The 24,640-nt window shown below is 69.0% G+C and carries 22 protein-coding genes and 1 pseudogene; 12 read left to right on the top strand and 11 right to left on the bottom strand.

Annotation, left to right across the window (positions count from 1 at the left end):
- Positions 1 to 48: 48 nt before the first annotated feature.
- The 4 genes from atpF to AAGI91_13635 all read right to left on the bottom strand — a co-directional run bounded on the left by atpF (position 49) and on the right by AAGI91_13635 (position 2,650).
- Positions 49 to 558 carry a F0F1 ATP synthase subunit B gene (gene atpF, locus AAGI91_13650; protein ID MEM1043659.1) on the bottom strand — a complete coding sequence of 170 codons (510 nt, stop codon included), beginning with the start codon at positions 556 to 558 and terminating at the stop codon, positions 49 to 51.
- 145 nt (positions 559 to 703) lie between these two features.
- Positions 704 to 940, bottom strand: coding sequence for an ATP synthase F0 subunit C (gene atpE, locus AAGI91_13645; GenBank protein ID MEM1043658.1), 237 nt, complete (start codon positions 938 to 940; stop codon positions 704 to 706).
- Between the two features lie 106 nt (positions 941 to 1,046).
- Entirely contained in the window at positions 1,047 to 2,315 is a 1,269-nt protein-coding gene (gene atpB / locus AAGI91_13640) for a F0F1 ATP synthase subunit A (GenBank protein MEM1043657.1), read from the bottom strand.
- Complete coding sequence (locus tag AAGI91_13635) at positions 2,312 to 2,650, bottom strand: hypothetical protein (protein MEM1043656.1); 339 nt, start codon at positions 2,648 to 2,650, stop codon at positions 2,312 to 2,314. Before AAGI91_13635 ends, atpB begins: the two co-directional genes overlap by 4 nt.
- Before the next feature lie 290 nt (positions 2,651 to 2,940).
- Here AAGI91_13635 and AAGI91_13630 point away from each other — a divergent pair, with 290 nt between their 5' ends.
- The gene (locus AAGI91_13630; GenBank protein ID MEM1043655.1) at positions 2,941 to 7,362 is read left to right on the top strand and encodes a two-component regulator propeller domain-containing protein; all 4,422 of its coding nucleotides are present in this window, start codon (positions 2,941 to 2,943) and stop codon (positions 7,360 to 7,362) included.
- A gap of 114 nt (positions 7,363 to 7,476) precedes the next feature.
- On the opposite strand, the gene AAGI91_13625 is transcribed toward AAGI91_13630, so the two are convergent.
- Positions 7,477 to 8,316 (bottom strand): RNA polymerase sigma factor RpoD/SigA, encoded by an 840-nt coding sequence (locus AAGI91_13625; protein MEM1043654.1) that lies wholly within the window; start codon positions 8,314 to 8,316, stop codon positions 7,477 to 7,479.
- Between the two features lie 236 nt (positions 8,317 to 8,552).
- Between AAGI91_13625 and folP the strand changes: the two genes are divergently transcribed.
- The 4 genes from folP to AAGI91_13605 all read left to right on the top strand — a co-directional run bounded on the left by folP (position 8,553) and on the right by AAGI91_13605 (position 12,196).
- Positions 8,553 to 9,473, top strand: coding sequence for a dihydropteroate synthase (gene folP, locus AAGI91_13620; GenBank protein ID MEM1043653.1), 921 nt, complete (start codon positions 8,553 to 8,555; stop codon positions 9,471 to 9,473).
- Positions 9,470 to 10,285, top strand: a complete 816-nt coding sequence (gene cdaA, locus AAGI91_13615; protein MEM1043652.1) for a diadenylate cyclase CdaA — start codon at positions 9,470 to 9,472, stop codon at positions 10,283 to 10,285. Before folP ends, cdaA begins: the two co-directional genes overlap by 4 nt.
- Before the next feature lie 212 nt (positions 10,286 to 10,497).
- Positions 10,498 to 11,157 carry a protein-L-isoaspartate(D-aspartate) O-methyltransferase gene (locus AAGI91_13610; GenBank protein MEM1043651.1) on the top strand — a complete coding sequence of 220 codons (660 nt, stop codon included), beginning with the start codon at positions 10,498 to 10,500 and terminating at the stop codon, positions 11,155 to 11,157.
- A 61-nt stretch (positions 11,158 to 11,218) separates the two neighbouring features.
- Positions 11,219 to 12,196: a DUF368 domain-containing protein gene (locus AAGI91_13605; protein ID MEM1043650.1), complete on the top strand. Its 978-nt coding sequence runs from the start codon at positions 11,219 to 11,221 to the stop codon at positions 12,194 to 12,196.
- Positions 12,197 to 12,283: 87 nt separating this feature from the next.
- On the opposite strand, the pseudogene AAGI91_13600 reads toward AAGI91_13605, so the two are convergent.
- A pseudogene (locus tag AAGI91_13600) lies at positions 12,284 to 12,977 on the bottom strand (IS1595 family transposase).
- A gap of 49 nt (positions 12,978 to 13,026) precedes the next feature.
- Between AAGI91_13600 and AAGI91_13595 the strand changes: the two are divergent.
- Complete coding sequence (locus AAGI91_13595) at positions 13,027 to 13,203, top strand: hypothetical protein (protein MEM1043649.1); 177 nt, start codon at positions 13,027 to 13,029, stop codon at positions 13,201 to 13,203.
- Here the strand turns inward: AAGI91_13595 and AAGI91_13590 are convergent, their stop codons facing one another.
- On the bottom strand, positions 13,204 to 13,692 hold the full coding sequence (locus tag AAGI91_13590; protein ID MEM1043648.1) for a hypothetical protein: 489 nt from the start codon (positions 13,690 to 13,692) through the stop codon (positions 13,204 to 13,206).
- A 272-nt stretch (positions 13,693 to 13,964) separates the two neighbouring features.
- Between AAGI91_13590 and AAGI91_13585 the strand changes: the two genes are divergently transcribed.
- Positions 13,965 to 14,543 carry a cob(I)yrinic acid a,c-diamide adenosyltransferase gene (locus tag AAGI91_13585; GenBank protein ID MEM1043647.1) on the top strand — a complete coding sequence of 193 codons (579 nt, stop codon included), beginning with the start codon at positions 13,965 to 13,967 and terminating at the stop codon, positions 14,541 to 14,543.
- A 139-nt stretch (positions 14,544 to 14,682) separates the two neighbouring features.
- Here the strand turns inward: AAGI91_13585 and AAGI91_13580 are convergent, their stop codons facing one another.
- A complete protein-coding gene (locus AAGI91_13580; protein MEM1043646.1) occupies positions 14,683 to 15,303 on the bottom strand; it encodes a hypothetical protein in 621 nt (206 codons plus the stop codon).
- A gap of 225 nt (positions 15,304 to 15,528) precedes the next feature.
- The gene (locus AAGI91_13575) at positions 15,529 to 18,504 is read right to left on the bottom strand and encodes a glycosyl hydrolase (GenBank protein MEM1043645.1); all 2,976 of its coding nucleotides are present in this window, start codon (positions 18,502 to 18,504) and stop codon (positions 15,529 to 15,531) included.
- Positions 18,505 to 18,534: 30 nt separating this feature from the next.
- Between AAGI91_13575 and AAGI91_13570 the strand changes: the two genes are divergently transcribed.
- Positions 18,535 to 19,017: a YkvA family protein gene (locus AAGI91_13570; GenBank protein ID MEM1043644.1), complete on the top strand. Its 483-nt coding sequence runs from the start codon at positions 18,535 to 18,537 to the stop codon at positions 19,015 to 19,017.
- A gap of 87 nt (positions 19,018 to 19,104) precedes the next feature.
- Positions 19,105 to 20,640: a FlgD immunoglobulin-like domain containing protein gene (locus AAGI91_13565; GenBank protein ID MEM1043643.1), complete on the top strand. Its 1,536-nt coding sequence runs from the start codon at positions 19,105 to 19,107 to the stop codon at positions 20,638 to 20,640.
- 23 nt (positions 20,641 to 20,663) lie between these two features.
- Here the strand turns inward: AAGI91_13565 and AAGI91_13560 are convergent, their stop codons facing one another.
- Positions 20,664 to 21,254 (bottom strand): TetR/AcrR family transcriptional regulator, encoded by a 591-nt coding sequence (locus AAGI91_13560; protein MEM1043642.1) that lies wholly within the window; start codon positions 21,252 to 21,254, stop codon positions 20,664 to 20,666.
- An 81-nt stretch (positions 21,255 to 21,335) separates the two neighbouring features.
- On the opposite strand from AAGI91_13560, the gene AAGI91_13555 reads away from it, so the two are divergent.
- Together AAGI91_13555 and AAGI91_13550 are read left to right on the top strand one after the other, a co-directional pair.
- Positions 21,336 to 21,584: a hypothetical protein gene (locus AAGI91_13555; GenBank protein MEM1043641.1), complete on the top strand. Its 249-nt coding sequence runs from the start codon at positions 21,336 to 21,338 to the stop codon at positions 21,582 to 21,584.
- A gap of 4 nt (positions 21,585 to 21,588) precedes the next feature.
- On the top strand, positions 21,589 to 22,383 hold the full coding sequence (locus tag AAGI91_13550; protein ID MEM1043640.1) for an SDR family NAD(P)-dependent oxidoreductase: 795 nt from the start codon (positions 21,589 to 21,591) through the stop codon (positions 22,381 to 22,383).
- A gap of 63 nt (positions 22,384 to 22,446) precedes the next feature.
- Here AAGI91_13550 and AAGI91_13545 read toward each other — a convergent pair whose 3' ends face one another.
- Positions 22,447 to 23,409, bottom strand: coding sequence for a helix-turn-helix domain-containing protein (locus tag AAGI91_13545; protein MEM1043639.1), 963 nt, complete (start codon positions 23,407 to 23,409; stop codon positions 22,447 to 22,449).
- A 143-nt stretch (positions 23,410 to 23,552) separates the two neighbouring features.
- Here AAGI91_13545 and AAGI91_13540 point away from each other — a divergent pair.
- Positions 23,553 to 24,640, top strand: a 1,088-nt coding sequence (locus AAGI91_13540; GenBank protein MEM1043638.1) for an aldehyde dehydrogenase family protein, incomplete at its 3' end; no start/stop codon positions are given.

Genomic DNA, 24,640 nt, shown 5'->3' with positions numbered 1-24,640 from the left:
ATGGAGGGCAAAAACTCGTCACTCATCATTCGCCACTCGACCCTGCCCTCAGTTTTTCGGAAGGTCCGCGATGAAGTCCTCGACGAGCTTGCGCTGCTGCGGGGCGTCGAGGTTCGCGTGGAGAATCTTCTCGGCGGCCTGGATGGCGAGGTCGGCGACCTCGGTGCGGAGCTCGGCGAGGGCCTGCTGCTTCTCGCGCTCGATCTCGGCCTGGGCCTGGTCCTGCATCGTGCGGATCTGGGCGCGGGTCTTCTCGACCTGCTCGGTGCGGAGCGCCTCGGCGGCCTCGCGCGCCTCGCGGAGAATCTGCTGGGCCTGTGCCTCGCCCTCGCGCCGCGCCTTCTCGTTGTCGGCCGAGAGCTGCTTGGCTTCGGCGAGGGCTTTCTGGGCACTTGCTAGCGAGTCTTCGATGGTCTGCTCGCGCTCCTGCACGCCTCCGAGTATGAAGGGCCATGCGAACTTCCTCAGGAGGAAGAACAGTGTCAGGAAGGCAAGGGCCATCCAGAAGATCAGCCCGGCGTTCGGAGAGAGCAGGTCTGCGGCGAGAAAGAAGGTCATAGTCCAAGCGGTAGAGGTCGCCAGCGGAGGCTGGGCGCTGCGGCGCGTGGGTACCGGTAACAGAGCGAGACGGCGGAGGCAGCCGGTGAGCGCCACCGGCTGCCTCCCGTCCGGGGGTATCGCTTCGCCAGGAAGCGGGGTCCGCCTAGGCCGCGCCCTTGAGCGCGAGGAGGATGCAGACCACGAGGCCGAAGAAGGCCACGCCCTCGATGAGGGCGGCGGCGATAATCATCGTGGTCCGAATGTCGCCGCCAGCTTCGGGCTGGCGGGCGGAGCCTTCGAGCGCGCTCGCGGCGAGCCGACCGATGCCGGCACCGGCACCGATTGCGACGAGGCCGGCTCCAATACCGGCGGCGAACCATGCGAGAGAAACTGCGTCCATTGTAGAACTCGTGTTGGGTGAGGGGGTGTTGTTGGGAGGGCGAGCAGGGGGCTCGCAGGAGTACTCAGCAGCGACCGGCGAGGCCGCCAGGAAACAGGGTCGGGGATCAGGTTGGCGAGAGGACGCCCTCGGTCCCGATGGTCTTCTTGTCGAGCGGGTAGCCGTCGCCGTGAACCAGCGGAGCCGAGGCCGCTACCGCAACATCATGCGCGTCCGGCTCGTCGTGCTCGTGGCCGTGGTGCTCGTGCTCAGCGGCGGCCATGCCGATGAAGAGGGCGCTCAGGATCGTGAAGACGTACGCCTGGATGAAGGCGACGAGGACTTCGAGGCCGTAGATGCAGACCGTCAGGATGTAGCTCGGAACCGCCGTGCCCCAGCCAGCCCCGTCGCCGAGGATGGCGCGGATCGCGAAGATCAGCCCGATCAGGTTGAGGATGATGAGGTGGCCCGCTGTCATGTTGGCGAAGAGCCGAATGGCGAGTGCGAAGGGCTTGATAAACAGACCGACGAACTCGATCGGGATCAGGATCGGCTTGACGAAAGCAGGGATGCCGGGCGGATTGAAGATGTGCATCCAGTAGTCCTTCGTCCCGGCGAACTGCGTCACGATGAACGTGAAGAGGGCGAGCGTGGCAGTCGTCGTGATGTTGGCCGTGGCCGTTGCGCCGAAGGGGACAAGGCCGAGCAAGTTGCAGGTCAGGATGAAGAAGAAGACCGTCAGCAGATACGGCAGGAACCTATCCGTCTTCTCGCCGAGGTTCGGGCGGGCGACCTCGTCCCGGATGTAGAGGACGATGACCTCGAGGAGGTTCATCTTGCTCCCGCGCGGGGCCTCGGTCCGGCCGATGCCGCGCTTGTACTTCCCGGCCATCGGGATGAAGAGCGAGCACAGGATGATGATGGCCAGGAACGCGAAGAGCAGGTGGCGCGTGATCGAGAAGTCGACGAGGACGCTGCCCTCGGCGCGGGCCATGCTGCCGTAGAGGTGCTCGCCCTTCTCGAAGACCTCGTTCATGACCGTGAGGTCGGCCGTGGCCGGCTCGCCAGCTCCGTACGGGGCAGCCTCGCCGTCTTCGGCGCGGACGCTGTCTTCGCCGTAGACCGGGGCGAGGACGTAGGTGCCGGAGCGGATGGCCTCTTTGGTGCTACCGTAGACTTCGAAGCTGAGGCTGCCGTCGGCGGTGCGGACGAGGAAGATGCGCGGCAGTTCGACCTTTCCGAAGGGCGAGAAGTCGAGGTAGTTGCCGTCCATCGTGTGGCCGATGGCGTCGAACTTGCCCCCTTCGCCCGCGGCCTGGGCCGGAGCGGCGGCACCTACCGTCACGAGGGCGACGAGGGCAGCGAAGAGCGAGGCGCGGAAGAACCGAGTCGTCACAGCGAAGCCTGAGGTGAGGGAGTCTGAGAAACGGTAGCGGCACTTGTCTCGCGGTGCCCTCGGTAGATCAGGGCCGTCTCGACGGCCAGGCCGAGGGCAACGCTGACGAAGAGCGCACCGACGAACGCGTAGACGTTCGCCGAGGCGGAGAGCAGCACCAGTACCACCAGCACCAGCGACGTACCGAGCCGGCCGAGCAGCCCCATCAGGACGATGGCGTAGAACGTCTTGTCCGGCCGGTCGCGAGCGATGCGGTAGAGACCGTAGCTCGCTGCCGCGTTTGCTATCCCGATACCCGCGCCCAGCGTCAGACCCAGCAAGATGTCAGGCGTCATGGCGTGGATGGGAAATCGGGGGCAGAGGACCGCTCTGGGGAGCAGGCGATCAAACTACGAGAGGGCCGCTTGGAGAGGCCGGGGAGAGGTAGTGAAATCTGGTCTAAGAGGATGCAACAGGGCACCGCCTACCCCTCCCCCGCGCCGAGCGTCCCGGTACCTGCAGACCCTAATGATTTCGGCTGAACAGACGATATCTTCAGTCCTACGTCTCCTTTCTCGGAATACCGCCTGCTTCGTCAGACGTTGCCCGCCCCAGCATGCCCTGCCCGCGTCTCTTCCTCTCCCTCGTGGCTCTGCTTCTGTGGGCGGCCCCCACGGTGGCCCAGCAGTACCACCTCCGGTCCTACACCATCGAGGATGGGCTGGCTCAGTCGGAAGCCCATGCGCTCTACAAGGACGTCGACGGTTACCTGTGGATCGGGACGGGTGGGGGCCTCACCCGGTTCGACGGCTCCGGGATGACGACCTACACCATCGCCGACGGGCTGGTCAACAACTGGATCACGGACCTCACGGGGGACGCCGACGGGACGATCTGGATCGGGACCGAAAGGGGACTGGCGTCGTTCGATGGGCGCGCGTTCAGCACATTCACGGACGGTCTCCCTCACTCAACGGTAAACACGGTCAGGCCACGTCCTGCTGGCGGTCTCTGGGTCGGGACGAACGGTGGGTTCGTGCGGTTCGACGGCCAGGACTTCCACCCGGTCCACGATAGTCTGAACACGGTGCCCGTGTACGCCGTGGTGCCCACGGGCGAGGACGCCGCGTGGATAGTCAGTGAGCGGGGCCTGAGCCACCTCGTCGCAGGGCGACTCGCCGAGGACTACACGCTGGACCGCCTGCCCGAAGCCCCTCTTAGCCTGGCCGTAGCGCCAGACAGCACCGTATGGATCGGGACGCTTGATGGGCTGGTCCATCTGGACTCGGCGGCAGACCGCCTCACCGTCTACGGAGCGGAGGACGGGCTGATAGGGGAAACCGTGACCGTCCTCGCCTTCGCCGAGGATGGCACGCTGTGGGTCGGCACGACTGAGGGGGCACAGGCACTCCCTCTTCAAGCTGACGGCACGCTCGCGCCCACGCCGCGTGTGGACGAAGCGCCGCGGCTCAACGGTGGGCATAGCGTGCACGACCTGCTCCCCGAAGCCGACGGCACGCTGTGGACCGGCGGCACCAACGGCGTGGACTGGTTCGGCGGCACGCGCTTCGTCAGCTACTCGAAGCCCGAGGGATTGCCGCACGAGGTCGTCTGGAGTGTGGCCCAGGACCGGAACGGCTCCATCTGGACCGGCACGGACGGCGGCCTGAGCCGCCTCGACGGAGACACCCTCCACACCTTTACCACGGCAGACGGCCTGCCGCACAACCACGTCTCCTACCTCCTCCCGGAAGAGGACCACATCTGGGTCGGCACCCTGCTGGGGCTTCGCCGGATGGACCTCGCGCCCGGCGGAAGCCCACGCTTCTCGGTGCCGCCTGGTGCGCCGGACGTCCTGCTCGACGAGCGCATCAATGACCTTCTGCCGGCGGCCGACGGTGCCCTGTGGGTCAGCGCAGGGGGGGGGATCGTGCGGATCGACCGGAGCGGGCCCGCGCTTCGCTACCGGACCTACACCGACGACGACGGCTTGCCGGTTGCCTCGTCCAACCTCATGCTCGAAACCTCACAGGGCGTACTGTGGGCTGGGACGGACGCGGGGCTAGGGCGCTTCGATCCCGAGGCGGACCGCTTTACCATGCTGACCGAGGCGCAAGGGGTGCCCGAGGCCATCATCATCTCGCTCGCCGAAGACGGGGACGGCAACCTCTGGTTCGCCACGCTCGCAGGCGACCTAGGCCGCCTCGCGCCGAGCGGCGAGGTGGCCCGCTTCCGTCTCGACGGCCCGCTGGCCGGCACCTCCATCTACCTCACAATTCTCGACAGCGAGGGCCACCTGTGGGTCGGGACTAACCGGGGACTCGCCCGCTTTGACCCTAGCTCGTTCGACGGCATCGGCGTCCCGCCCTTCACCTTCTACGGAGTCGACGAGGGCTTCCGGGGGCTCGAGGCCAATGTCCATGCCGCCACACTCGACGACCGGCAGCGGCTCTGGGTGGGCACGCCGTACGGCCTCTACCGCTACGACCCTGCCGCCGACGTGCCCCCACAGGCGCTCGACGTCTACTTCACCGGGCTGCGCCTCTACTTTGACACGCTCGACTGGTCGCCTTTCTCGGAGTCGGTCGACGAGGACGGCCTGCCGCTCGGCCTTCGCCTGCCGCACCACAAGAACCACCTCACCTTCGACTTCGGCAGCCTCGACTTCGCTGCACCGAAGTCCGTCCGCTACCGCTACCGACTGGTCGGGTTCGAAAATGACTGGAACCCACCGACGCAGGACCGACGCGCCACCTACCCCAACGTAGCGCCGGGCACGTACACCTTCGAGGTGAAATCGCGCACCCGCGGCGGGCCGTGGTCCACGACGCCAGCGTCGTTCGCGTTCACCGTCGAGGCTCCGCTCTGGCAGCGGCCCTGGTTTGCGCTGCTGGTTGGGGTGCTCCTGGTGGGAACCATCGTCGGCGGAGGCCGGCTCCACACGCGCCGGCTCGTGCGCCGGCAGCACGAACTGACGGCAGCCGTGCGCGAGCGGACGGGGGAGCTGCGCGCCGAGAAGGAGAAGGTGGAAGCGATGAACGAGGCGTTGGGTGTTGCCCGCGAAGAGGCCCTCGCCGCGGCGCGCGCCAAGAGCGAGTTCCTCGCCACGATGAGCCACGAGATCCGCACCCCGATGAACGGCGTCATCGGCATGACCGGCCTTCTCCTGGACACCGGCCTCGGCCCCGAGCAGCGCGACTACGTCGAGACGATCCGCGTCTCGGGCGACGCGCTGCTGACGATCATCAACGACATCCTGGACTTCTCGAAGATCGAGGCCGGGAAAGTAGACCTGGAGGAGCAGCCGTTCGACCTCCGCGCTGTCGTCGAGGAGAGTCTAGACCTCATCGCGCCCCGCGCCGCCGAGAGGCAGCTCGAGCTGGTCTACTTCGTCGAGGACCACACGCCGCCGACCGTCCTGGGTGACGTGACGCGCGTACGCCAGATCCTCGTCAACCTGCTGAGCAACGCGGTGAAGTTCACCGAGGCCGGCGAGGTGGTCGTCCGCGTCGGGGCCGCAGCCGGGGAGGGCGGCCAAGCGGTGCCGTGCCCCGAGGGCATGCCGTGCACCCTCCACTTCTCGGTCCGCGACACGGGCATCGGGATGACGGAAGAGCAGCGGGCCAAGCTATTCTCAGCCTTCACCCAGGCCGACGCCTCGACGACGCGCAAGTACGGCGGCACCGGCCTCGGGCTGGCCATCTCGAAGCGGCTCGCCGAGATGATGGGTGGCTCCGTGCGCGCCGAGAGCACGCCGGGCGAAGGCTCCACGTTCCACTTTACGATCCGCGCCACGCCCACCGCCCCGTCCGAGCGCGCCGCCGCGCCGCGCGCCGACCTGAAGGGCCGGACCGTGCTCGTCGTGGACGACAATGAGACCAACCGCCGCATGCTGAGGCGGCAGCTCGAGGCGGCCGGGGTCCGCGTCCTCGCAGCCGACTCCGCCGACGACGCCCTCGCCCTCGCCGGGCGCGAGCCGGGGCTGGACCTGGCTGTGCTGGACTTCCAGATGCCGGAGCGCGACGGTCTCGACCTGGCCCGCGCCTTGCGCGCGCGCGGCGCAGCCTACCCGCTCGTCATGCTCAGCTCGCTCGGCATGAAGATGCCCGAGTCCGACAGCCTGTTCGAGGCCTGGATGACGAAGCCGGTCAAGCAGAAGACCCTCTACGACGTGCTAGAGCGGATCCTTGGCGGTACCGCCCGCCCGGCCTCGGTCCCGCACGCGCCGCCGGGTGGCGACGGCCACTCCGGCACCGACGCCTCCGGGCTGCGCGTCCTCCTGGCCGAGGACAACGTGGTCAACCAGAAGGTGGCGCTGCGCATGCTGGCCAAACTCGGCGTCCGCGCCGACGTGGTGGCCAACGGGCAGGAGGTGCTCGACGCCCTCCAGCAGGCCCCCTACGACCTCGTGCTGATGGACGTGCAGATGCCCGTCATGGACGGCCTCGAGGCCACGCGCCGCATCCGCAGCGGCGCGATCCCTCCCGACCGGCAGCCCTACATCGTCGCGCTGACGGCGAACGCGATGGAGGGTGACCGCGAGCGCTGCCTCGAAGCTGGCACCGATGACTACCTTGCCAAACCCGTCCGGTCGGAGAACCTGGCGGACGTTATCCACTCCAGAGTTGTCGCTATGACCCTCTCCCCTCTCTCTTCTGCCCCTCAGTCGTCGTGCTTCGACCGTGAGCACATCGAGTCCTTTGCCGACGGTGACCTCGCCTTCGTCCAGGACCTGCTGGAGATCTACCTCGACAGTTCGCCTCCGCTGCTCGACACGATGCGGACGGCCGTCGCCGCCCACCCGGACGACCCGGCGAAGGCGCTGAGCGCCATCAGCGGGGCCGCCCACACGCTCAAGTCGAGCAGCCACTCGTGCGGCGCGCACTGCGTCCAGGAGCAGGCCGACGCCCTGGAGCACCTCTGCCGCACGGCCCCGTCGGCTGGGGGCGACACGCTCGCTCAGGTCCAGACCCTCGTCGACGGCGTGTGCCGAGCGTACGACGAAGCCGAGGCCCATATCGACGCCTACATCCAGGCCCTGCCCAACGGCACCCCGTCCGCTGACTGATGCCATCTCTTACGATCCGGCAGCACATGCCGGTGTCGTAGGGGCGTACGGTCCCACAGCGGTCCTACAGCGGTTGAGGCGAACGCCGGACAGGCAACGCGACCTGCTACGCCCTCAGCCGACGTGGACCCGGAGGTCGTCGCGTCGGTGGCGCTGGCGGAGCTTGCGGAGCGCCTTCTCCTTGATCTGCCGGACCCGCTCGCGCGTCAGGTCGAAGCGCTGCCCGATCTCCTCCAGCGTCAGCGGGTGCTCCCGCCCGATGCCGAAGTAGAGCCGCGTGATCTCCGCCTCGCGGGCGTGCAGCGCGCCGAGCGCCCGCTCGACGTCGATCTTCAGGCTCTCGCCGACGAGGTAGTGGTCCGGCGCGGCCTCGTGCTCGCTCGGGAGCACGTCGAGGAGCGAGTTGTCGTCGTCCTCGCCGAAGGGGGCATCTACCGAGAGGTGGCGGCCGGAGTGCTTGAGCGCCTCCCGGACCTTCTCCGGGTTGATGTCGAGCTCGGCGGCCAGCTCGTCGATGTTGGGGTCGCGGTCGTGGCGCTGGGCGAGGAGCGCGCTCGTCTTGCGGACCTTCGAGATCGTCCCGATGCGGTTGAGCGGGAGGCGGACGACGCGGCTCTGCTCGGCGAGGGCCTGGAAGATGGCCTGCCGGATCCACCACACGGCGTACGAGATGAACTTGAACCCGCGCGTCTCGTCGAAGCGCTGGGCCGCCTTGATGAGGCCGTAGTTGCCCTCGTTGATGAGGTCGGAGAGCGTGAGGCCCTGCCCCTGGTACTTCTTCGCCACCGAGACGACGAACCGGAGGTTGGACCGGACCAGGATCTGAAGTGCCTCGTCGTCCCCGTCCTTGATCCGCTGAGCAAGGGCGACTTCCTGCTCGGGCTTCAGGAGCGGAATCTGCCCGATCTCCTGGAGGTACTGGTCCAACATCCGCTGCTGGCGAGGGACGTACATGGGAACAGCCGGTTGTGTACTACAACGGAACAGTAAGCACAGCAGCGCAAGCGTCTTTCGATTAGTCGAGTCGCACACCTCGGCACGGAGGCCGGCACGAGGCTGCTTTTGTTAGACGGAAGAGCCGGTGCCTCAGGTTCCCCGCCGCGCTGCGTCTGCCTCTCACCCGCCACCCACTCCCGACCGTGCGGCGCGGCGCTGGGCTTCGTAGATTTCGCCCCGCCCTCTCCGGTGCTATGCGCCCTGCCTCCTCCGACCCCTTCCTCCTCGACTGCCGCGGCCGCGTCCTCGACTGCCAGCCGGGGCGGGCGCACGTCATGGGCATCCTGAACGTGACCCCGGACTCGTTCTCCGACGGCGGCGACTTCCTCGACCCCGGCGACGCCCTCCGCCGCGCCGAGACGATGCTGGAGGAGGGTGCGGTTCTGATCGACATCGGGGGCGAGTCCTCGCGGCCGCGCGGCGCGGTCTACGGCGACGGGGCCGAGGCGGTCGCGGCGGACGAGGAGATGCGGCGCGTCCTCCCGGTCGTCGAGGCGCTGGCGGCGCGGCTGCCGGAGGCGCTGCTGTCGGTGGACACCTACAAGCCGGTGGTGGCCGAGGCCGCGCTCGGCGCGGGCGCGCACCTGGTCAACGACATCACCGGCCTGCGCTACGGCGACGGGGCCGCCCGCGCCGCAGCTCGGGCCGGCGCTCCGCTCATTGTGATGCACTCGCTCGGGCGGCCCGGCGCGATGCCGCACGAGCACGCCTACGCCGACGTCGTGGCCGACGTGGCGGCGTCGCTCCGGACGTCGGTGCACGCGGCCGAGGCGGCGGGCGTCCGCGACGTCGTCCTCGATCCCGGCTTCGGGTTCGGCAAGTCGGTGGCGGAAAACCTGTGCCTCGTTGGGCGCGTGGACGCGCTGCTGGAAGTTGGGCGGCCGGTGCTGGTCGGCATCTCGCGCAAGAGCACGGTGGGCGCGGTGCTCGGCACAGTGGAGCAGCCGGTGCCGGTCGGCGAGCGGCTGTTCGGGACGCTCGGCATGACGGCGGTGGCCGTGCTCGGCGGCGCGTCGATCGTCCGCACGCACGACGTCCGGGAGACAGTCGAGATGTTGGCGGGGCTAACGGCCGCAGCCGAGGCCGGCGGCGCGCTTCGGGAGGCGAGGCCATGAGGCTGGCGCTCGAGGTCTTCTTCATCCCGTTCGAGCTGAAGGACGTGCTCGACATCCTCATCGTCGCCTTCCTGGTCTACCAGCTCTACCGGCTGATCCGGGGAACGATCGCCGTGCAGGTGTCGCTCCTGCTGCTCGTGATCTACGGGCTCAACGTGCTCGTCCAGTTCCTCGGGCTGACGACGCTCGAGGTCCTCTTCGGGGCGGTGAGCGAGGTGTTCGTGGTGGTCGTCATCATCCTCTTCCAGCCCGAGATCCGGCGGCTCCTGTTCATGCTCGGCCGCAACCCGCTCGTCAGCCGCTTCGTGGCGACGCCGGCCCGGGAGCGGACCATCGAGGAAATGGTGGCGGCGGCGCGCGAGATGTCCGAGAACCGGATCGGGTCGCTGACGGTGTTCTCGCGCTCGTCCGGGCTGCGCAACTACATCGAGAGCGGGACCGCGATCAACGCCAACGTCGAGCGCGACCTCCTGACGAGCGTGTTCTTCCCGAACTCGCCGCTGCACGACGGGGCCGTCATCATCGAGGACCAGAAGGTGGCCGCGGCCCGCTGCATCCTCCCCGTTTCCGACGCGCGCCGCCTCGACCCGCAGCTCGGCCTGCGTCACCGCGCCGCCGTCGGCCTGACCGAGCGGACCGATGCCTTCGTCGTCGTCACGAGCGAGGAGACGGGGCGCATCTCGGTCGCCGAGGACGGTGTGATCCAGACGGCCCTCTCGCCGGAAGAGCTGCGCGAGCGGCTCACCGAGGCCCTCATCCAGCGCCGCGCCGAGGACCCGCCTCCCGCCGAGGACGAGTTCGTGCAGGCGTGAGGCGAGTGTCGGCGTGGAGGGATTGTTCGGCCTGGGAAGAACGGCGGGAAAGGGCGAAGGGGCGAGAGGACGAACCGGCGAAGACACGTTGGCGCAGAGCGCGAGGGTCTCGTTAACTTTGGTGCCTTTTCTTGACTCTCCCCACTCTCCCCACTCTCCCCACTCTCCCCACTCTCCCCACTCTCCCCACTCTCCCCGCCAGACAAAGCCCCATGCCCGCCCGCTCCTACGACCACCAGCGCCGAGCGCTCGTCGCTCTGCTCCGGGACAAAGGCATCGCCGACGAGCGCGTGCTGAGCGCGGTGGCAGCGGTGCCGCGCCACGCGTTTGTAGACGACGCGCTGCGCCACCGCGCCTACCGGGACGAGGCCCTCCCCATCGGGCTGAAGCAGACGATCTCGCAGCCGTTCACGGTTGCCTATCAGACCAGCCTCCTCGGCGTCCAGCCTGGCCACCGCATCCTGGAAATCGGTACCGGGAGCGGCTACCAGGCAGCGGTGCTCTGCGAACTCGGTGCCCGCGTGCTCTCCATCGAGCGCCATGAACCGCTTCTCGAACGGACCCGCGCGCTTCTGGACGACCTCGGCTACCGCGTCCTCGCCCGGCACGGCGACGGCACGCTCGGCTGGCCCGCCTCGGCCCCGTTCGACGGGATCGTGGTGACGGCGGGCGGGAGCGAGGTCCCAGAAGCCCTCCTAGACCAGCTTCGGGGGCCGGACGCGGACCGGGCAGGCGGCCGTCTCATCATCCCCATCGGCGAGGCGGACAAGCAGACTATGCTCCGCATCACCCGCACCGCCACGGGGTTCGAGCGCGAGGAACTGATGGACTGCCTCTTCGTCCCCCTCGTCGCCGACCACGCCGGTCGCTAACGCCCACGCTGCTTCGGGCGAGGCGTGCCTCGCCCCTACGCCCTTTCTTGCCTCGTTCTGCATGGCCTCGTCCCCTCGGCGCCCGCGCGCGCTCTTCACGCACTTCAGCCAGGGCCTCCTGATGGGCTCGGCCGACATCATCCCCGGCGTGAGCGGCGGTACGATGGCGCTGATCGTCGGGATCTACAAGAACCTGATCGACGCCATCGGCGAGGCGGTGACGGCGGTGCTGCTCCTCGTCCGGGGCCGCGGGCGCGAGGCATGGACGGCGGTGCTGGCGCTGGAGTGGAGCCTGCTGCTCCCGCTCGCGGCGGGCATCTTCCTCGCCATCGGCCTCGGCTCGCTCTTCATCCCCGAGCTGCTGGACCGCTACCCGGTCGAGTGCCGGGCGCTGTTCTTCGGCCTCGTGGCGGCGTCGCTCGTGATCCCGTGGCAGGAGCGGCACACGCACCGCACCTGGCACTACGCCGTCGCCGCCGGTGCCGCCGCGCTGGCGTTTCTGCTCGTCGGCTTGCCGCGCAGCCCCGACCTCGCGGACCCGTCGGCGCTGCGGATCGGGCTAACGGCGGCGGTGGCGATCAACGCGATGATCCTGCCCGGCGTGAGCGGCGCGTTCCTGCTCGAAGTCCTCGGCCTCTACCGGACCACGCTGGAGGCTCTCCGCGACCTCGACGTTGGCTACGTTGCCGTCTTCGCGCTCGGCGCAGGCCTCGGCCTCGGGGCCGTAGCGAAGCTCCTCTCGTGGCTCCTCGACCGGCACCACGACCTCACGATGGCCGTCCTCGTCGGCCTCCTCGCCGGGTCGCTCCGGGCGCTCTGGCCGTGGGTGGGGACCGTCGAGCACGTCGGCTCGGACGGGGCCATCGAAGCAATCCCCGATCCGTCGGTGCTGCTCACGCCGGGACCGGAGTGGCCGGTCGCGCTCGCCCTCGCGCTCGGCGGGTTCGCCTTCGTGACGGCGCTCGCCTGGCTCGGCCGCCGCCGCATCGCCACGGGCGACGAGGTCTTGGCCGAGGAGCACGACGACGTGCGCGTTTAGGTTGAAGCGCTCGCTTGTTGGGCGCTTGCTCTCATTCGATAGACGATAAAGAGCAGCCTACCGGCGGACATTCCCATAGGGGCTGGCCTAGATAACGGTCCAGTTCAGAAGAGTCTTCAGTAGCTCGCGCGGCGATCCGTAGTTGAACCGCCACTCGCATTCCTTCAAAAACAGCTCGAAATGAGCCTTTGGCACTCCATTATACCGACGCAGATGCCGCTTCGCCTGGTTCCGCCGACCCGCTGTCGGCGGGCGGGAAGTTCTCGATCCCGTTGATGTGAGCTAAGCGCCCGTTAGCCTCGCCTATCTCATAGTCCACGTAACCCTCACCATGATCGATCCGGTAGTGCTCGAACCCCGACGCATTCAAGGTGTCATAGACGCTGAAGCCGTCGGTATAGACTATGGAATCAGGTTCAACCTGCTGGCGGATGATCGGCAAGAGCGTGGCGCACTTGAGGTCCGGCGGCACGGCGGTGTAGACCTTGCCGCCGCGCTTGAGGATGCCGAAGACAACGACCTTGCCTGCGGCTCCACGGCCCCGTTTGCCCTTGCGTCGGCCTCCGAAGTAGCTCTCGTCGATCTCGACTTCTCCGTCGAAGGGGCTCTCGTGGGCAATGTGCTCGGCGATGATCTCGCGCAGCTTGAGGTAGTGGAGCGTGGCCGTGTTACGGTTGACACCAGCGAGTTCAGCAGCCGTGCGGGCCGTAGTGCCCGCGACGAAGTGCTCGGTGAGCTTGTGCTGGATCGCAAGTGGCAGTTTGCTTCGTCGTCGGGTCATGGCAGAGGCTAAGCCACCAGACCTTATCTATGCCAGCCCCTTGATCAAAGTGAGCACAGTACATTTTTTGTGCCGAATCAACAAGACTTGCTCATCCGAAGCTGAGGCAGACTGCCTCCGGCGCGACCTGATCCGGGCGCTCGAGAGCGGCTACGCGCCGGACTACCAGGAGCTCATCAAGCGCTACTTCGACCTCCTCCAGCGGCGCAACAGCTCGGGCTCGTAGCTAGCGCACGAGGATGTCGCCGTAGGTCACGATGCGCTGCTGGCCGTCGAAGACGCGGACGCGGTAGAGCCGGGCCGTCTCGCCGCCGGTGAGCCGGAGCCGCGTCGGGTTGAACGTCAGCGTGTAGAAGTCCGGGCCCTGGTCGGAGACGAGTGCCTCGATCCGATTGTCGTCGCGGCGGCCGGTTACGGTGAGGGCTCCGGTGAGCGCGTCGCCGAAGGTGTCCTGCACGGTGATCGTGACGAGGCCGTTGCGGGCGACCGGGTTCGGAAACGCGGGGCGGACCGTGACTTGGTTGGCGAAGAACGGAGCCACCCGCCAGTCGTCGGGGTCCTCGCTCCCGTCCTCGATGGTACCACTCTCATCCGTCACTGTGAGCCCCTGGGCGGGAAAGCTGGACTGCTCGAAGAAGAGGTTCTGTCCCTCACCGGTGTCGCATCCCGGTAGGACAAGCAGCAGGGCGGAGAGAGCGAGGAGCGTTCGTGTCATAGCAGGCCGCAGTGGGAGCGGCGGATGCACCGGCGCGTGCCCTGTCCGGTTCCCGTTTCGGTGAGACGGAGGACGGTGAGACGGAGGACGGTGAGACGGAGGACGGTGAGACGGAGGACGGTGAGACGGAGGACGGTGAGACGGAGGACGGTGAGGCGGAGGACGGTGAGGCGGAGGACGGTGAGGCGGAGGACGGTGAGACGGTTGGCGCGCTGCGCAGGTGTCTTGGTACCTTGACCGGCTCTGCTTCCGACCTCCCGACCTCCCGACCCATGAAAGTCTACACCCGCACCGGCGACGACGGCACGACGGCCCTCTTCGGCGGCGACCGCGTCGCCAAGACGCATCCGCGCATCACGGCCTACGGCACCGTCGACGAGACCAACGCCGCGCTCGGCCTCGCCCGCTCGCTCAGCGCCGATGCACCCGGCTTCGACCACGCCGACCCGATCCTCGACCGCATCCAGCAGGAACTGTTCGTTCTCGGCGGCGACCTCGCGGCCCCGCGCGAAACCAAGTACCCCGTGCCCCGCATGGAGGCTTCACACGTCGAGCAGCTGGAGCACGACATCGACGCGCTGGAAGAAGACCTGCCAGCGCTCAAGCACTTCATCCTGCCGGGCGGCTCCCCGGCCGGCGCCGCCCTCCACGTCGCCCGCACCGTCGCCCGCCGCGCCGAGCGCTACACCGTCGAGCTTGCCGCGCTGGAGGCAGTCAACGACCACGCGGCGCGCTACCTCAACCGGCTCTCGGACTTCCTCTTCGTCCTCGCCCGCTGGGTCAACCACCGTGCCGGCGTGGCGGAGGCCAAGTGGGTGCCCGTGGACCGGAAGGCGAAGCAGGGAGGCTAGCCTCTCCTAGAGATTCTCCGGCGTGGAGAGCGAGGAGGGAACAGGGGGATGGGAGGACGAGCGAGAGGGAGAACGAACGTCGGCGCGAAGAGCAGCGGCCTCCGTAACTTGCTTGGCTTTTCTTGAGACTCCCAGACTCCTAGTTGCAGCGTGGCCGGTTGGGACCAGTCGGGAGGCCGGAGTCGGGGCCGCAGATCACGCCCTCGTTGTCGCCGACGGTGAACAGCAGGAGCGGGGCTCCTAGCAGGCCGAGCCACCACGGGATGCCGGCCTGCGCGGGCGGCGCGATCGGCGGCAGCGCCGGGACGCCGCCGGGGAAGCCGCCGGCCGTCGGAGGCGTCGTCCGAAGCGGCGGGCCGGGCTGGATCGGCGGGAGTTCGGCGACGGGCGGAAGCTCTGGCAGCTCCGGCAGGTCCGCCGGCGGCGTGGTCCGGGTCGGCGGCGGGCTGCCGGGGCCGGTTCCGGTGATCGGGACGGGGGGGACGTAGCCCGTGCGGCGGCTGACCGGCTCGCCACAGCAGCAGCAGCACGTCCGCACGGTGACCTTGACGCGGACGTTGCCGCTCGGGTCGACCTCGCGGCGCTCCGAGACAGGCGGCTCCTCGTACCGCGTGCTGTCGCACGGGGCCGGGCGCACGTCGACTTCGACATCGACGCCTGGCTGGTTAGCATCGGCTAGGTTACGGTCGCAGCCCACGAAACCGAGCAAAAACGTGAGAACGAGGAAGGACGCCGCCGCGCCGCCAGCAAAGTGGCGCAAGCGGGCACTCCTGTAGAAGGGGCGAGAGTAGGACATGGAGTGGCCTCTCGGGATGTGGTAACGATGACAAAGATCGGTGGTGGTTACCTCAGAGAAGGGTGTGCGAGAGCCCCTTGGGCGTGGGCTCTGTAACGCAGCGGTTACGTCGCACCTCTCTGTTGCAGCAGGATACGGCAAAAGGGGACAACCCTGACCGACGACTTACTGATTTCCCCGCTGCCCGTTTTAGGGCGTCTTCTTCCGCCCTCTCGAAGGCGGCGCAGGAGCAGGCTCGACGGTCAGCCGCTCGGCTGCGGTCTCACCGTCTAGCGCAACCGAGACGGTGTAGTCGCCAGGTCCGAGGTAGACCCGCCCGTCCTCGGCCGAGACTTGGTCGTCGCGGACCTCGTCGGGATCGACCGTCAGGTCGTAGGTGATCGTGTTCAGCCCGGCCTCGGCGCTGTCGAAGGTGGCGGTGATGAGGGTGCCGAGGGAGTCGGTGACGGTGACGGTGGCCTGCCCGGCGGCGGGCGCGAAGTAGGTCAGCACCGCCTCGGGAGTCGTCGGCTCGCCCCAGGTCCAGCCCTGCTCGCCCCAGCGTTCCGAGTGCTGCACCGGCTCGACCTCGAAGAGACGAAGCCCGCCGGCCAGCACCTCCGGCGTGAGTTGGGCGACGTGCTCCAGGTCGGCCACCCAGATCGACCGGCCGTGCGTGCCGAGGACGAGGTGGTGTTCGCCCTCGTGGATCACGGCGTCGTGGACCGGCGTGTGCGGCAGGCTCTCGCCGGTGCGCTCGCCCATCATCGTCATAAACGACGCCCCCCCGTCGAGGCTCGCGTAGAGCCCGTGATCGGTCCCGACGAACAGCAGGTCCTCATTCGCCGGGTCCTCGACGACTACGTTGACCGGCTCCGCCGGGAGATCCATCCCAATGCGCTGCCAGGTCTGGCCGAGGTCGTCGGAGCGGTAGACGTAGGCGTCGAAGTGGTCCCACCGGTAGCCGCTGAGAGCGGCGTAGAGCCGCCGCTCGTCGTGCGCCGAGGCGACGACGCGGCTGACCCACAGGTCCGCCGGCAGGCCCGCCGAGACATTTGTCCACTTCCGCCCGCCGTCCTCGGTGACGTGCACGAGCCCGTCATCGCTCCCGACGACGAGCAGCCCGAACCGAAGCGGCGACTCGTCGATCGAGGTGAGGGTGCCGTAGGGCACGTCGCCGGGGATGCCGCCGAGCGTGAGGTCGTCCGAGAGCGCGGTCCAGGTCTCGCCCCGGTCGAGCGAGCGGTGGAGCTTCTGGGAGCCGAGGTAGAGGATGTCCTGGTTGTGGCGCGAGAGGTGGATCGGCGTCTGCCAGTTGAAGCGGAGCGGGCGCTCGCCGAGGTCGTGGCGGGGCGTGATGCGCGTGCGCTCGTAGTCCGCGCCGGGGGCCGGACGGTCGAGGCGGAAGTAGTTGCCGAACTGGAAGCCGGTGTAGACCGTGTTGTTGGTCCGCGTGTCGACGGCGATCTGCATCCCGTCGCCGCCCATGATCCAGTCGAAGTCGTAGTCGCCCGAGGCCAGCCAGCCGGGGCCGGGCGTGTGGGTGTGCGGCCCGGCCCAGACGCCGTTGTCCTGGAGGCCGCCGTAGACGTGGTAGGGCTCCTGGGCGTCCACGGCGACCGTGTAGAACTGCCCGACCGGCGGCACGTTCGCCTTGAACCACGAAGTGCCGTCGTCGTAGCTCACGTTGATCCCGCCGTCGTTGCCGCTGACGAGGTGGCCCGCCTGGTTCGGGTTGACGAAGAGCGCGTGGTGGTCGACGTGGACGTGCGCCTGCCCGATGTTCTCCCACGTCGCCCCGCCGTCGGAGGAGGCGATGATGGGGACGCCGAGCAGGTAGAGCCGGTCGGGGTTGTCCGGGGCGACGCGGACTTCGCCGAAGTAGTAGCCGTAGGAGAACACGAGGTCGTCGAGGTAGCCCTCGTGCGTGCGGGTCCAGGTCTGCCCGCCGTCGTCGGAGCGGTAGACCTCGGCCCCGACGACCGGGGTGTCGAAGAGTTGCCGGTTGGCGTCCTCGAGGTACTCGACGAGCGCGACCGGTTCGAGGTCGCCGGCCTCGACCATCTCCAGGAGCGAGGCGGCGGTGTACGAGATCGGGAAGCCGTTGCGGTCGAGGTAGTCGTTGAGCTCGTCCTCGGCGAGCGCGAGGAACGCGTCGCGCGGCATCGTCCGAAGCGCGTCCTTTGTCAGCGCCAGCGCTTCCTCGTCGGCCTCGGCGGGGCGGCGGTTCTGGTTGTCGAGCGAGGCGAAGATCGTCTGCGGGTTGCCGGGGTAGACCGCGAGACCGATCCGCCCGACGCCCGCGCCGGTCGGGAAGCCGCTGCCCTCGACGGTGAGGAGCGTCCACGACGCCCCGCCGTCGGCGGATTTGTAGATGCCCGAGCCCGCGCCGGCCTCGGTGAAGTCCCACGCCCGCCGCGTCCGCTCCCACGCCGCGGCGTAGAGCACGTCGGGGTCAGACGGATCGAGGGCGAGGTCGATCACCCCGGCATCGTCGCTCACGAAGAGCGTTCGCTCCCACGTCGCGCCGCCGTCGGTGGTTTTGTAGACGCCGCGGTCGGGGCCGGGCGAGTAGAGCGGCCCGATGGCGGCGACCCAGGCCGTCTCCGGGTCGCCCGGGTGGAGGACGATGCGGCCGGTGTGCTGCGTCTCGCCGAGGCCGAGGTGCTGCCACGACGCACCCCCGTCGGTGGACTTGTAGACCCCGGTGCCGGCGTAGGAGGAGCGGCTGGAGTTGTTCTCGCCGGTCCCGGCCCAGATCGTCACGCCGTCGCCCTCCGGGTCGCGCCAGTCGACGGCGATGTCGCCGAGCGTCATCACGGCCTGGTCGTCGAAGAGCGGCTCGAAGGCGGCCCCGCCGCTCGTCGTGCGCCACAGCCCACCCGAGGCGTAGGCCACGTAGAACGTCGCCGGGTCGGCCGGCGAAACGTCTACGTCGGTGACGCGCCCGCTCATCACCGTTGGGCCGACGCTGCGGAACGGGACGTTGCCGAGGAGCGAGCGCTCGGCGAGAGACCGGCGCGCGGCGAACCCGGCGAGGCGCTCGGCAGCGGGCGTCGCGGCGACAGGGTTCGAGGCGGCGTCGCCGGGATCGGCGGCAGGCGGCGGGGCGAACGGCTGAGCGAACGGCTGGGCAGCAGCCGGGAGAGCGAGGGCGGCGAGCAGCAGCGGAAGCAGACGGTGCATAGCGTTGGAACGGTAAGGGCGGGATGTATCTTGGCAGACTACCTCCCGATGATAGGCACGCTGCACCACTTTTCCCTCGTCCCGATGCCACTTCTTTCGTCCCGACCGTCCGAGCCGCCGCCGCGCTTCGAGTACTTCCGCCGCAAGGCCGAGCGCGTCACCCGCAACCCGAAGCGCGTCCGCACCGTGGTCCGCGAGGCGTACGATAAGATCGCCGAGCACCGCGAGGAGATCGGGCAGATCCGCACCGACCTGCCGGTGCTGCTGCGCCTCGTCCGGGCGTGGCTCGGCGGCGAATACCGCCGCGTCCCGCTCAAGGCGATCGTGCTGATCGTGGGGGCTGTGCTCTACTTCCTCAACCCGCTGGACCTGATCCCGGACTTCCTCCCGGTCGTCGGCTACCTCGACGACGCAGCGGTGCTCAGCTACGTGCTCCGCACGCTCCACGCCGAGGTCGAACTCTACGGGGCGTGGGAGGCGCAGCACCAGCTTCCGGCCCCCGATCTCTCGTAGCGGCAGGCTCCGCCCGAGCGTCTTCGGCGGGTCGCGCGCGGTGCCTGTATATTCGCGCGCCCTCGCTTCATCTATCCCGTTACAGCCATGCTTTTCCGTGCCGTGCGCCGCCTCGTCCCTCTCGCGCTGCTCCTCGCCCTCGCTCCGGCGATAGCGCAGCCCGCCCAGCCCATCGAAGACGATGGGCCTTTCCTTGTTGGCCGGACCGACGTGGTGTTCCAAGACGCCGTGTTCGGCCAGGGACAGATTCGGGGCCGCATCTACTATCCGGCGACGGCCGCCGGGGTCGAGGCGCCGCCGGACGCGGGCAGCGGACCGTTTCCGCTCGTCGCCTTCCAGCACGGCTACCTCGGCCGCCCGAGCAACTACGACGACCTCTGCACCCACATCGCGAGCTGGGGCTTCGTCGTCGCCTCGACGGGCACCGAGACGGGCTTCTTCCCGAACCAGCGGCAGTACGCCCGCGACACGCGCTCGCTGCTCTACTACGTCGAGGACCAGTCCGATGCGCCCGGCCCGTTTAGCGGCATGGTCGACGACGGCCCCTGGGCGGCCTCGGGGCACTCGATGGGCGGCGGCGTGCTGGCGCTCCTGATCGGGATCGAAGAGCGCGTGCAGACGATCATCGGGCTCCAGTCGGCGTTCGTCAACGACGGACGGATCGGCAACATCAACGAGTACACCGGCCGGCACGTTCAGATCGCGGGATCGGTGGACCGCATCGTCCCGCCGTCGCAGGTGGTGCGCTACTTCGACGAGGCCGAGAGCGCGAGCCGCAACGTCTACTTCGAGGTCGTCGGCATGGGCCACAGCGGGCCGACGGACACGGTGCCGGACAACGAACCGCTTCCCGCTGCCGACCAGAAGCGGCTCCACAAGCGCCTCGTGACGGGCATCCTCCGCGCCGAGATCAAGGGCGAGCAGAACCTCTACGCCGAGATTCTCGGCGAGGGGATCGCCGGCGAGCCGGTGGAGATCGAGGCTGTCACCCCGGACCCGGTGCTCTGGGTGCGCCCGAGCGAGACCGCCCCGGCGCTCGTCGTCGGGGCCGCCGCCCGGCCAGACACCGACGTCGTCCTCGCGTGGTCGGACACCCGCGCCCCGCGCCCGACGCCCGTCGGCGAGGTCGGCATCGATCCCGCGCCGGAGCAGATTCTCTTCCGGGGTCCCGCCGGCCCCGAGGGCACGACTGAGGTTCTCCTGCCGCTGGCCGACCTCGCCGGGGCCGACAGCGTCTTCGTGCAGGGCCTCGCGCTGGGTGCCATCGGGAGCGTCACGCGGCTCGACGCCCGCGCCGGGGCCAGCGCAGCCGCCCCAGTTGCCGCCGCCCGAGGCGACCTCGCCACCGCGACGGGCCTCGGCGAGGTCTACCCCAACCCGTTCCGCACCGACCTCACGGTGCGCTACGACCTCGCCGACGCCGGTCACGCTCGGGTCGAGGTGTACGACGTACTCGGCCGCAGCGTGGCAGTCCTCGCGGCGGGTGAGCACGCAGCCGGACAGCACGAGGCACAGTGGACCGGCCGCGACGAAGCCGGGCGACCGGTCAGCGCCGGGCTCTACGTGGTGCACCTTCGCGCTGGGCAGGTCAGGCTCTCGCAGACCATCGTGCGCCTGCCCTAGCCCGCGGGCCGTCGGAACTCGCGCTACCCGGTGAACCAGACCTGGTTGGTGACGTCCTGAGCCAGCGCCTCGACGCGGTCGGGGTCGGCGGCCAGCGTGCGGAGCGGGCCGTCCACGAGGAGGGCCGCGAGACCGTGGACGAGGCTCCACAGCGCGACGGCCAGCGGCACCTGCTCGGCCGCGTCGGCGTCTAGCTCGGAGACGGCGCGCAGCAGGTGGCGAAACCCGGCGATGTCGTCGGGGAGTGCCCCGTCGTCTTGCGCCAGACCCGCGAACGGGTCCCCCATCTCGGGCCGGAACGCGAGGCGGAAACGCTCGGGATGCGCGACGGCGTAGCGGACGTAGGCCACACCCATCGCCCGGATGCGCTCGGCGGGGTCGGCGTGGTCGGGGGCGGCGAGGGCACGGTCGAGGCCGTCGAGCGCGTCTTCGGCGAGGGCGCAGACGAGGTCGGTCTTGCCCTTGAAGTGGTGGTACGGAGCCGTCGGGCTGACGTCGGTGCGGCGGGCGAGGTCGCGGAGCGAGAGCGCCCCCACGCCGCGCTCGGCGAGGACGGCGTGGGCCTCATCGAGCAGGGCGCGGCGGAGGTCGCCGTGATGGTAGGTGTCAGGCATTTTTTTCTTGTGCGTGCAACTTGGCAGTGCTCAGATAGTATTCTATCTTAGCACCCGTCAGTTCACCCTCCGGTTCCAACCATGACTCGCCTTCAGGCAACGCTCGTCCTCATCCTCGCCACGCTCACCCTGACGGTGTTCGGCCGCGCCACATGGGCCGGGCTCGCCCCTACCGTCGCGGCAGCGCCTGCGCTGGTCGGCTCGGTCCCGGCGTGGGCATGGTGGACCGTCTTCGGTGTTGCGATGGGAACGATGAAGCTGTTCTTCTTCCACCGCAACGGCTCGTCGTGCGGCTCCTGCGCATCAGCCTCCGCTCCTTCTGCCTCCTAGCCTCATGACCTCTTTCCGCACGCAGTACGGCCCGTGGGCCGTCGTCACCGGAGCCTCCTCCGGCATCGGCCGGGCCTTCGCCGGGCGACTCGCCGAGCGCGGGCTGCACCTCGTCCTTGTCGCCCGTCGCGGCGGCGTCCTCGACACCCTCGCTGCCGACCTCACCGCCTCGCACGGCACCGAGACCCGCACCGTCGCAGCCGACCTCGGAACCGAGTCTGGTTTAGCCGACCTTGAAGCGGCGACGGCCGACCTCGACGTGGGGCTGCTCGTGGCCTCGGCGGGCTTCGGCACGTCAGGAGCCTTTCTGGAGTCGGACCTCGGGGACGAGGTGAACATGCTCGACGTGAATGGGCGTGCTGTGCTCCGGCAGGTGCACCACTTCGGGCGGCGTCTGGCCGAGCGCGGGCGCGGCGGGCTGATCTTGCTCGGCTCGCTCGTCGGGTTCCAGGGGACGCCGTTCGCGGCGCACTACGCGGCGACGAAGGCGTACGTGCAGACGCTCGGCGAAGCGCTGCACGTCGAGCTGAAACCAATGGGCGTGGACGTGCTGGTGTGCGCGCCCGGCCCCGTCCGCACCGGCTTCGCCGAACGCGCCGACATGAGGATGGGTGCCACGGTCGCGCCGGACGATGTCGCAGAGCCCACGCTCGCGGCGCTCGGGCGGCGGCAGACTGTGCGGCCCGGCTTGCTGACGAAGGTTCTCTCTGGCGGCCTCGCCCTGCTGCCTCGCTGGGGCAAGGTCCGCATGATGGCTCGTGTGATGGGCGGGATGACCGCGCACCAGACCTCCGCCTGAGCCGGGCTACCCGGCCGCCTCATCGCCCGCGCGCAGACGGTGGACCCGTAGCTGCTTTCCCCGTCACGCTTCACTCAGCCGGCCGGCGCGCTGCGCGAGCTGGTACTGCTTCGGCGTCTGGTCGACGTGGGCGCGGAAGACGCGGATGAAGTGGCTCGGGCTGGCGAAGCCGACGGCGGCGGCCACGGCGGAGACGGTCCGGTGCGGGTCCCCGGCGAGCAGGCGGCGGGCGCGGCGGATGCGCTCGCCGGTGAGGAAGGCGACCGGCGTCTGCCCGAAGGTGCCTCGGAAGTGGCGGTAGAACGTCGGCTCGCTCATGCAGGCGACAGCGGCGAGGTCGCCGACCGTGAGCGGCTCGTGGAGGCGCTGCTTGGCGTACTCCACGGCGGCGGCGAGCGGGTCGCGCGCGGCCTGGGCGCGGCTGGCTTCGAGCAGGAGCCGCCGCGCCTCCATCCTCAGCATCCGCACGACGAGCTCCTGCACGCCGAGGTCGATCAGCGTCTCCTTGTCCGGGTGGTCCTCGACGAACAGCCCGGCGAGCTGGTGGATCGTCCGCTCGAAGCCGGGCGTGTTGTGGAAGTGGCAGACGGTCTCGTCCTCGTAGGCCCACTCGCCAGCCTCGGCGTGGCGCGGGGCGGCCTCGTTGAGCCGCTGGACCACGCGCTGCACCCGCACCCGGTCGATCTCGATCGTGAGGCACTTCGTCGGTGTCTCGTCGGAGGCTCCGGGGAAGTCGATCTCGATGGTCTGGTCCGAGGGGACGACGAGCGACTCAGTGGGGAGGAACGGAATGGCTGCGCCCCGCGCAGTGTGGACCACCTTCTTGCCGGTCACCATGCCGCAGTAGAGCGGGTTCGGAGCGGTGAGCGGGACGCGCTCGGCGGGGCGGAACGTGTCGTAGACCGCGAACTCGGCCCCCTCGGCCCCGAACGTGACGCGGTTCTCGACGAGGTCCTGCGGCGGGCGCTCGCGCTCGACGCGGGCGAGGCGGGTGTGGAAGGCGTCGGTGGGGTGGGCAGACGGCATCGGGCGACCTGACAGAATCCCGCGATTTTTTGGAAGCCTTCCGCTAGACGGCTGGAAGCGCTTGCAGGTACCCTAAATAAACGATATAATCTGTGCTGTCGCAAGGCGGCTACCGCTTCCTCCTTCACCAACCCCACACCGCTATGATCTACGACCGCCCCCAACTCAAGGAGCGCTACCACAACTTCATCGGCGGCGAGTACGCCGAGCCGGTCGACGGCCGCTACTTCGAGAACCCGTCGCCGATCGACGGGCAGAACTTCTGCGAGATCCCGCGCTCGAACGAGAAGGACGTCGAGCGCGCCCTCGACGCGGCGCACAAAGCTGCCCAGACGTGGAACAAGACCTCCGTCGCCGAGCGCTCGAACATCCTCCTCAAGATCGCGCAGATCACCGAAGACAACCTCGAGTACCTCGCCCGCGTCGAGACCGTCGACAACGGCAAGCCGGTCCGCGAGACGCTCAACGCCGACCTCCCGCTCGTCGTCGACCACTACCGCTACTTCGCCGGCGTCATCCGCGCCCAGGAGGGCGGCATCTCCGAGCACGACGCCGACACGGTCTCGATCCAGCTCCCCGAGCCGCTCGGCGTGGTGGCGCAGATCATCCCGTGGAACTTCCCGCTGTTGATGGCGGCCTGGAAGCTCGCCCCGGCGCTCGCCGCCGGCAACTGCGTCGTCATCAAGCCCGCCGAGCAGACGCCGGTCGGCATCATGGAGTGGATCGACCTGATCAAGGACGTGCTCCCGCCGGGCGTAGTCAACATCGTCCACGGCTTCGGGCCGGAGGCGGGCAAGCCGCTCGCCCAGAGCGAGCGCATCGCCAAGGTCGCCTTCACGGGTGAGACCACGACGGGCCGCCTCATCATGCAGTACGCCTCGGAGAACATCATCCCGGTCACGCTCGAGCTCGGCGGCAAGAGCCCCAACGTGTTCTTTGCCGACGTGATGCAGGAGAAGGACGACTTCCTGCAGAAGTGCCTCGAAGGCTTTGGCATGTTCGCGCTCAATCAGGGCGAGGTGTGCACCTGCCCGTCACGCGCGCTCGTGCAGGAGGAAATCTTCGGCGCGTTCATGGAGCTGGCGGTCGAGCGGGCCAAGGCCCACGTGCCTGGTAACCCGCTGGACCCCGCCACCACGATCGGCGCGCAGGCCTCGAACGACCAGTTCGAGAAGATCCTCAGCTACCTCGACATCGGCAAGCAGGAGGGCGCCGAGGTGCTGCTGGGCGG

The sequence above is a fragment of the Bacteroidota bacterium genome (genome assembly GCA_038746285.1).
Taxonomy (GTDB): domain Bacteria; phylum Bacteroidota; class Rhodothermia; order Rhodothermales; family JANQRZ01; genus JANQRZ01.
This window is presented reverse-complemented; position numbering and strand designations above follow the sequence as displayed.

Bases quoted from the DNA above. Each gene is read 5' to 3' on its own strand.
- AAGI91_13560 (MEM1043642.1), bottom strand. From the start codon at position 21,254: ATGCCTGACACCTACCATCACGGCGACCTCCGCCGCGCCCTGCTCGAT.
- AAGI91_13585 (MEM1043647.1), top strand. From the start codon at position 13,965: ATGAAAGTCTACACCCGCACCGGCGACGACGGCACGACGGCCCTCTTC.
- AAGI91_13545 (MEM1043639.1), bottom strand. From the start codon at position 23,409: ATGCCGTCTGCCCACCCCACCGACGCCTTCCACACCCGCCTCGCCCGC.
- AAGI91_13610 (MEM1043651.1), top strand. From the start codon at position 10,498: ATGCCCGCCCGCTCCTACGACCACCAGCGCCGAGCGCTCGTCGCTCTG.
- AAGI91_13565 (MEM1043643.1), top strand. From the start codon at position 19,105: ATGCTTTTCCGTGCCGTGCGCCGCCTCGTCCCTCTCGCGCTGCTCCTC.
- AAGI91_13635 (MEM1043656.1), bottom strand. From the start codon at position 2,650: ATGACGCCTGACATCTTGCTGGGTCTGACGCTGGGCGCGGGTATCGGG.
- cdaA (MEM1043652.1), top strand. From the start codon at position 9,470: ATGAGGCTGGCGCTCGAGGTCTTCTTCATCCCGTTCGAGCTGAAGGAC.
- atpE (MEM1043658.1), bottom strand. From the start codon at position 940: ATGGACGCAGTTTCTCTCGCATGGTTCGCCGCCGGTATTGGAGCCGGC.
- AAGI91_13555 (MEM1043641.1), top strand. From the start codon at position 21,336: ATGACTCGCCTTCAGGCAACGCTCGTCCTCATCCTCGCCACGCTCACC.
- atpF (MEM1043659.1), bottom strand. From the start codon at position 558: ATGACCTTCTTTCTCGCCGCAGACCTGCTCTCTCCGAACGCCGGGCTG.
- AAGI91_13605 (MEM1043650.1), top strand. From the start codon at position 11,219: ATGGCCTCGTCCCCTCGGCGCCCGCGCGCGCTCTTCACGCACTTCAGC.
- AAGI91_13590 (MEM1043648.1), bottom strand. From the start codon at position 13,692: ATGACACGAACGCTCCTCGCTCTCTCCGCCCTGCTGCTTGTCCTACCG.
- AAGI91_13625 (MEM1043654.1), bottom strand. From the start codon at position 8,316: ATGTACGTCCCTCGCCAGCAGCGGATGTTGGACCAGTACCTCCAGGAG.
- AAGI91_13575 (MEM1043645.1), bottom strand. From the start codon at position 18,504: ATGCACCGTCTGCTTCCGCTGCTGCTCGCCGCCCTCGCTCTCCCGGCT.
- AAGI91_13550 (MEM1043640.1), top strand. From the start codon at position 21,589: ATGACCTCTTTCCGCACGCAGTACGGCCCGTGGGCCGTCGTCACCGGA.
- folP (MEM1043653.1), top strand. From the start codon at position 8,553: ATGCGCCCTGCCTCCTCCGACCCCTTCCTCCTCGACTGCCGCGGCCGC.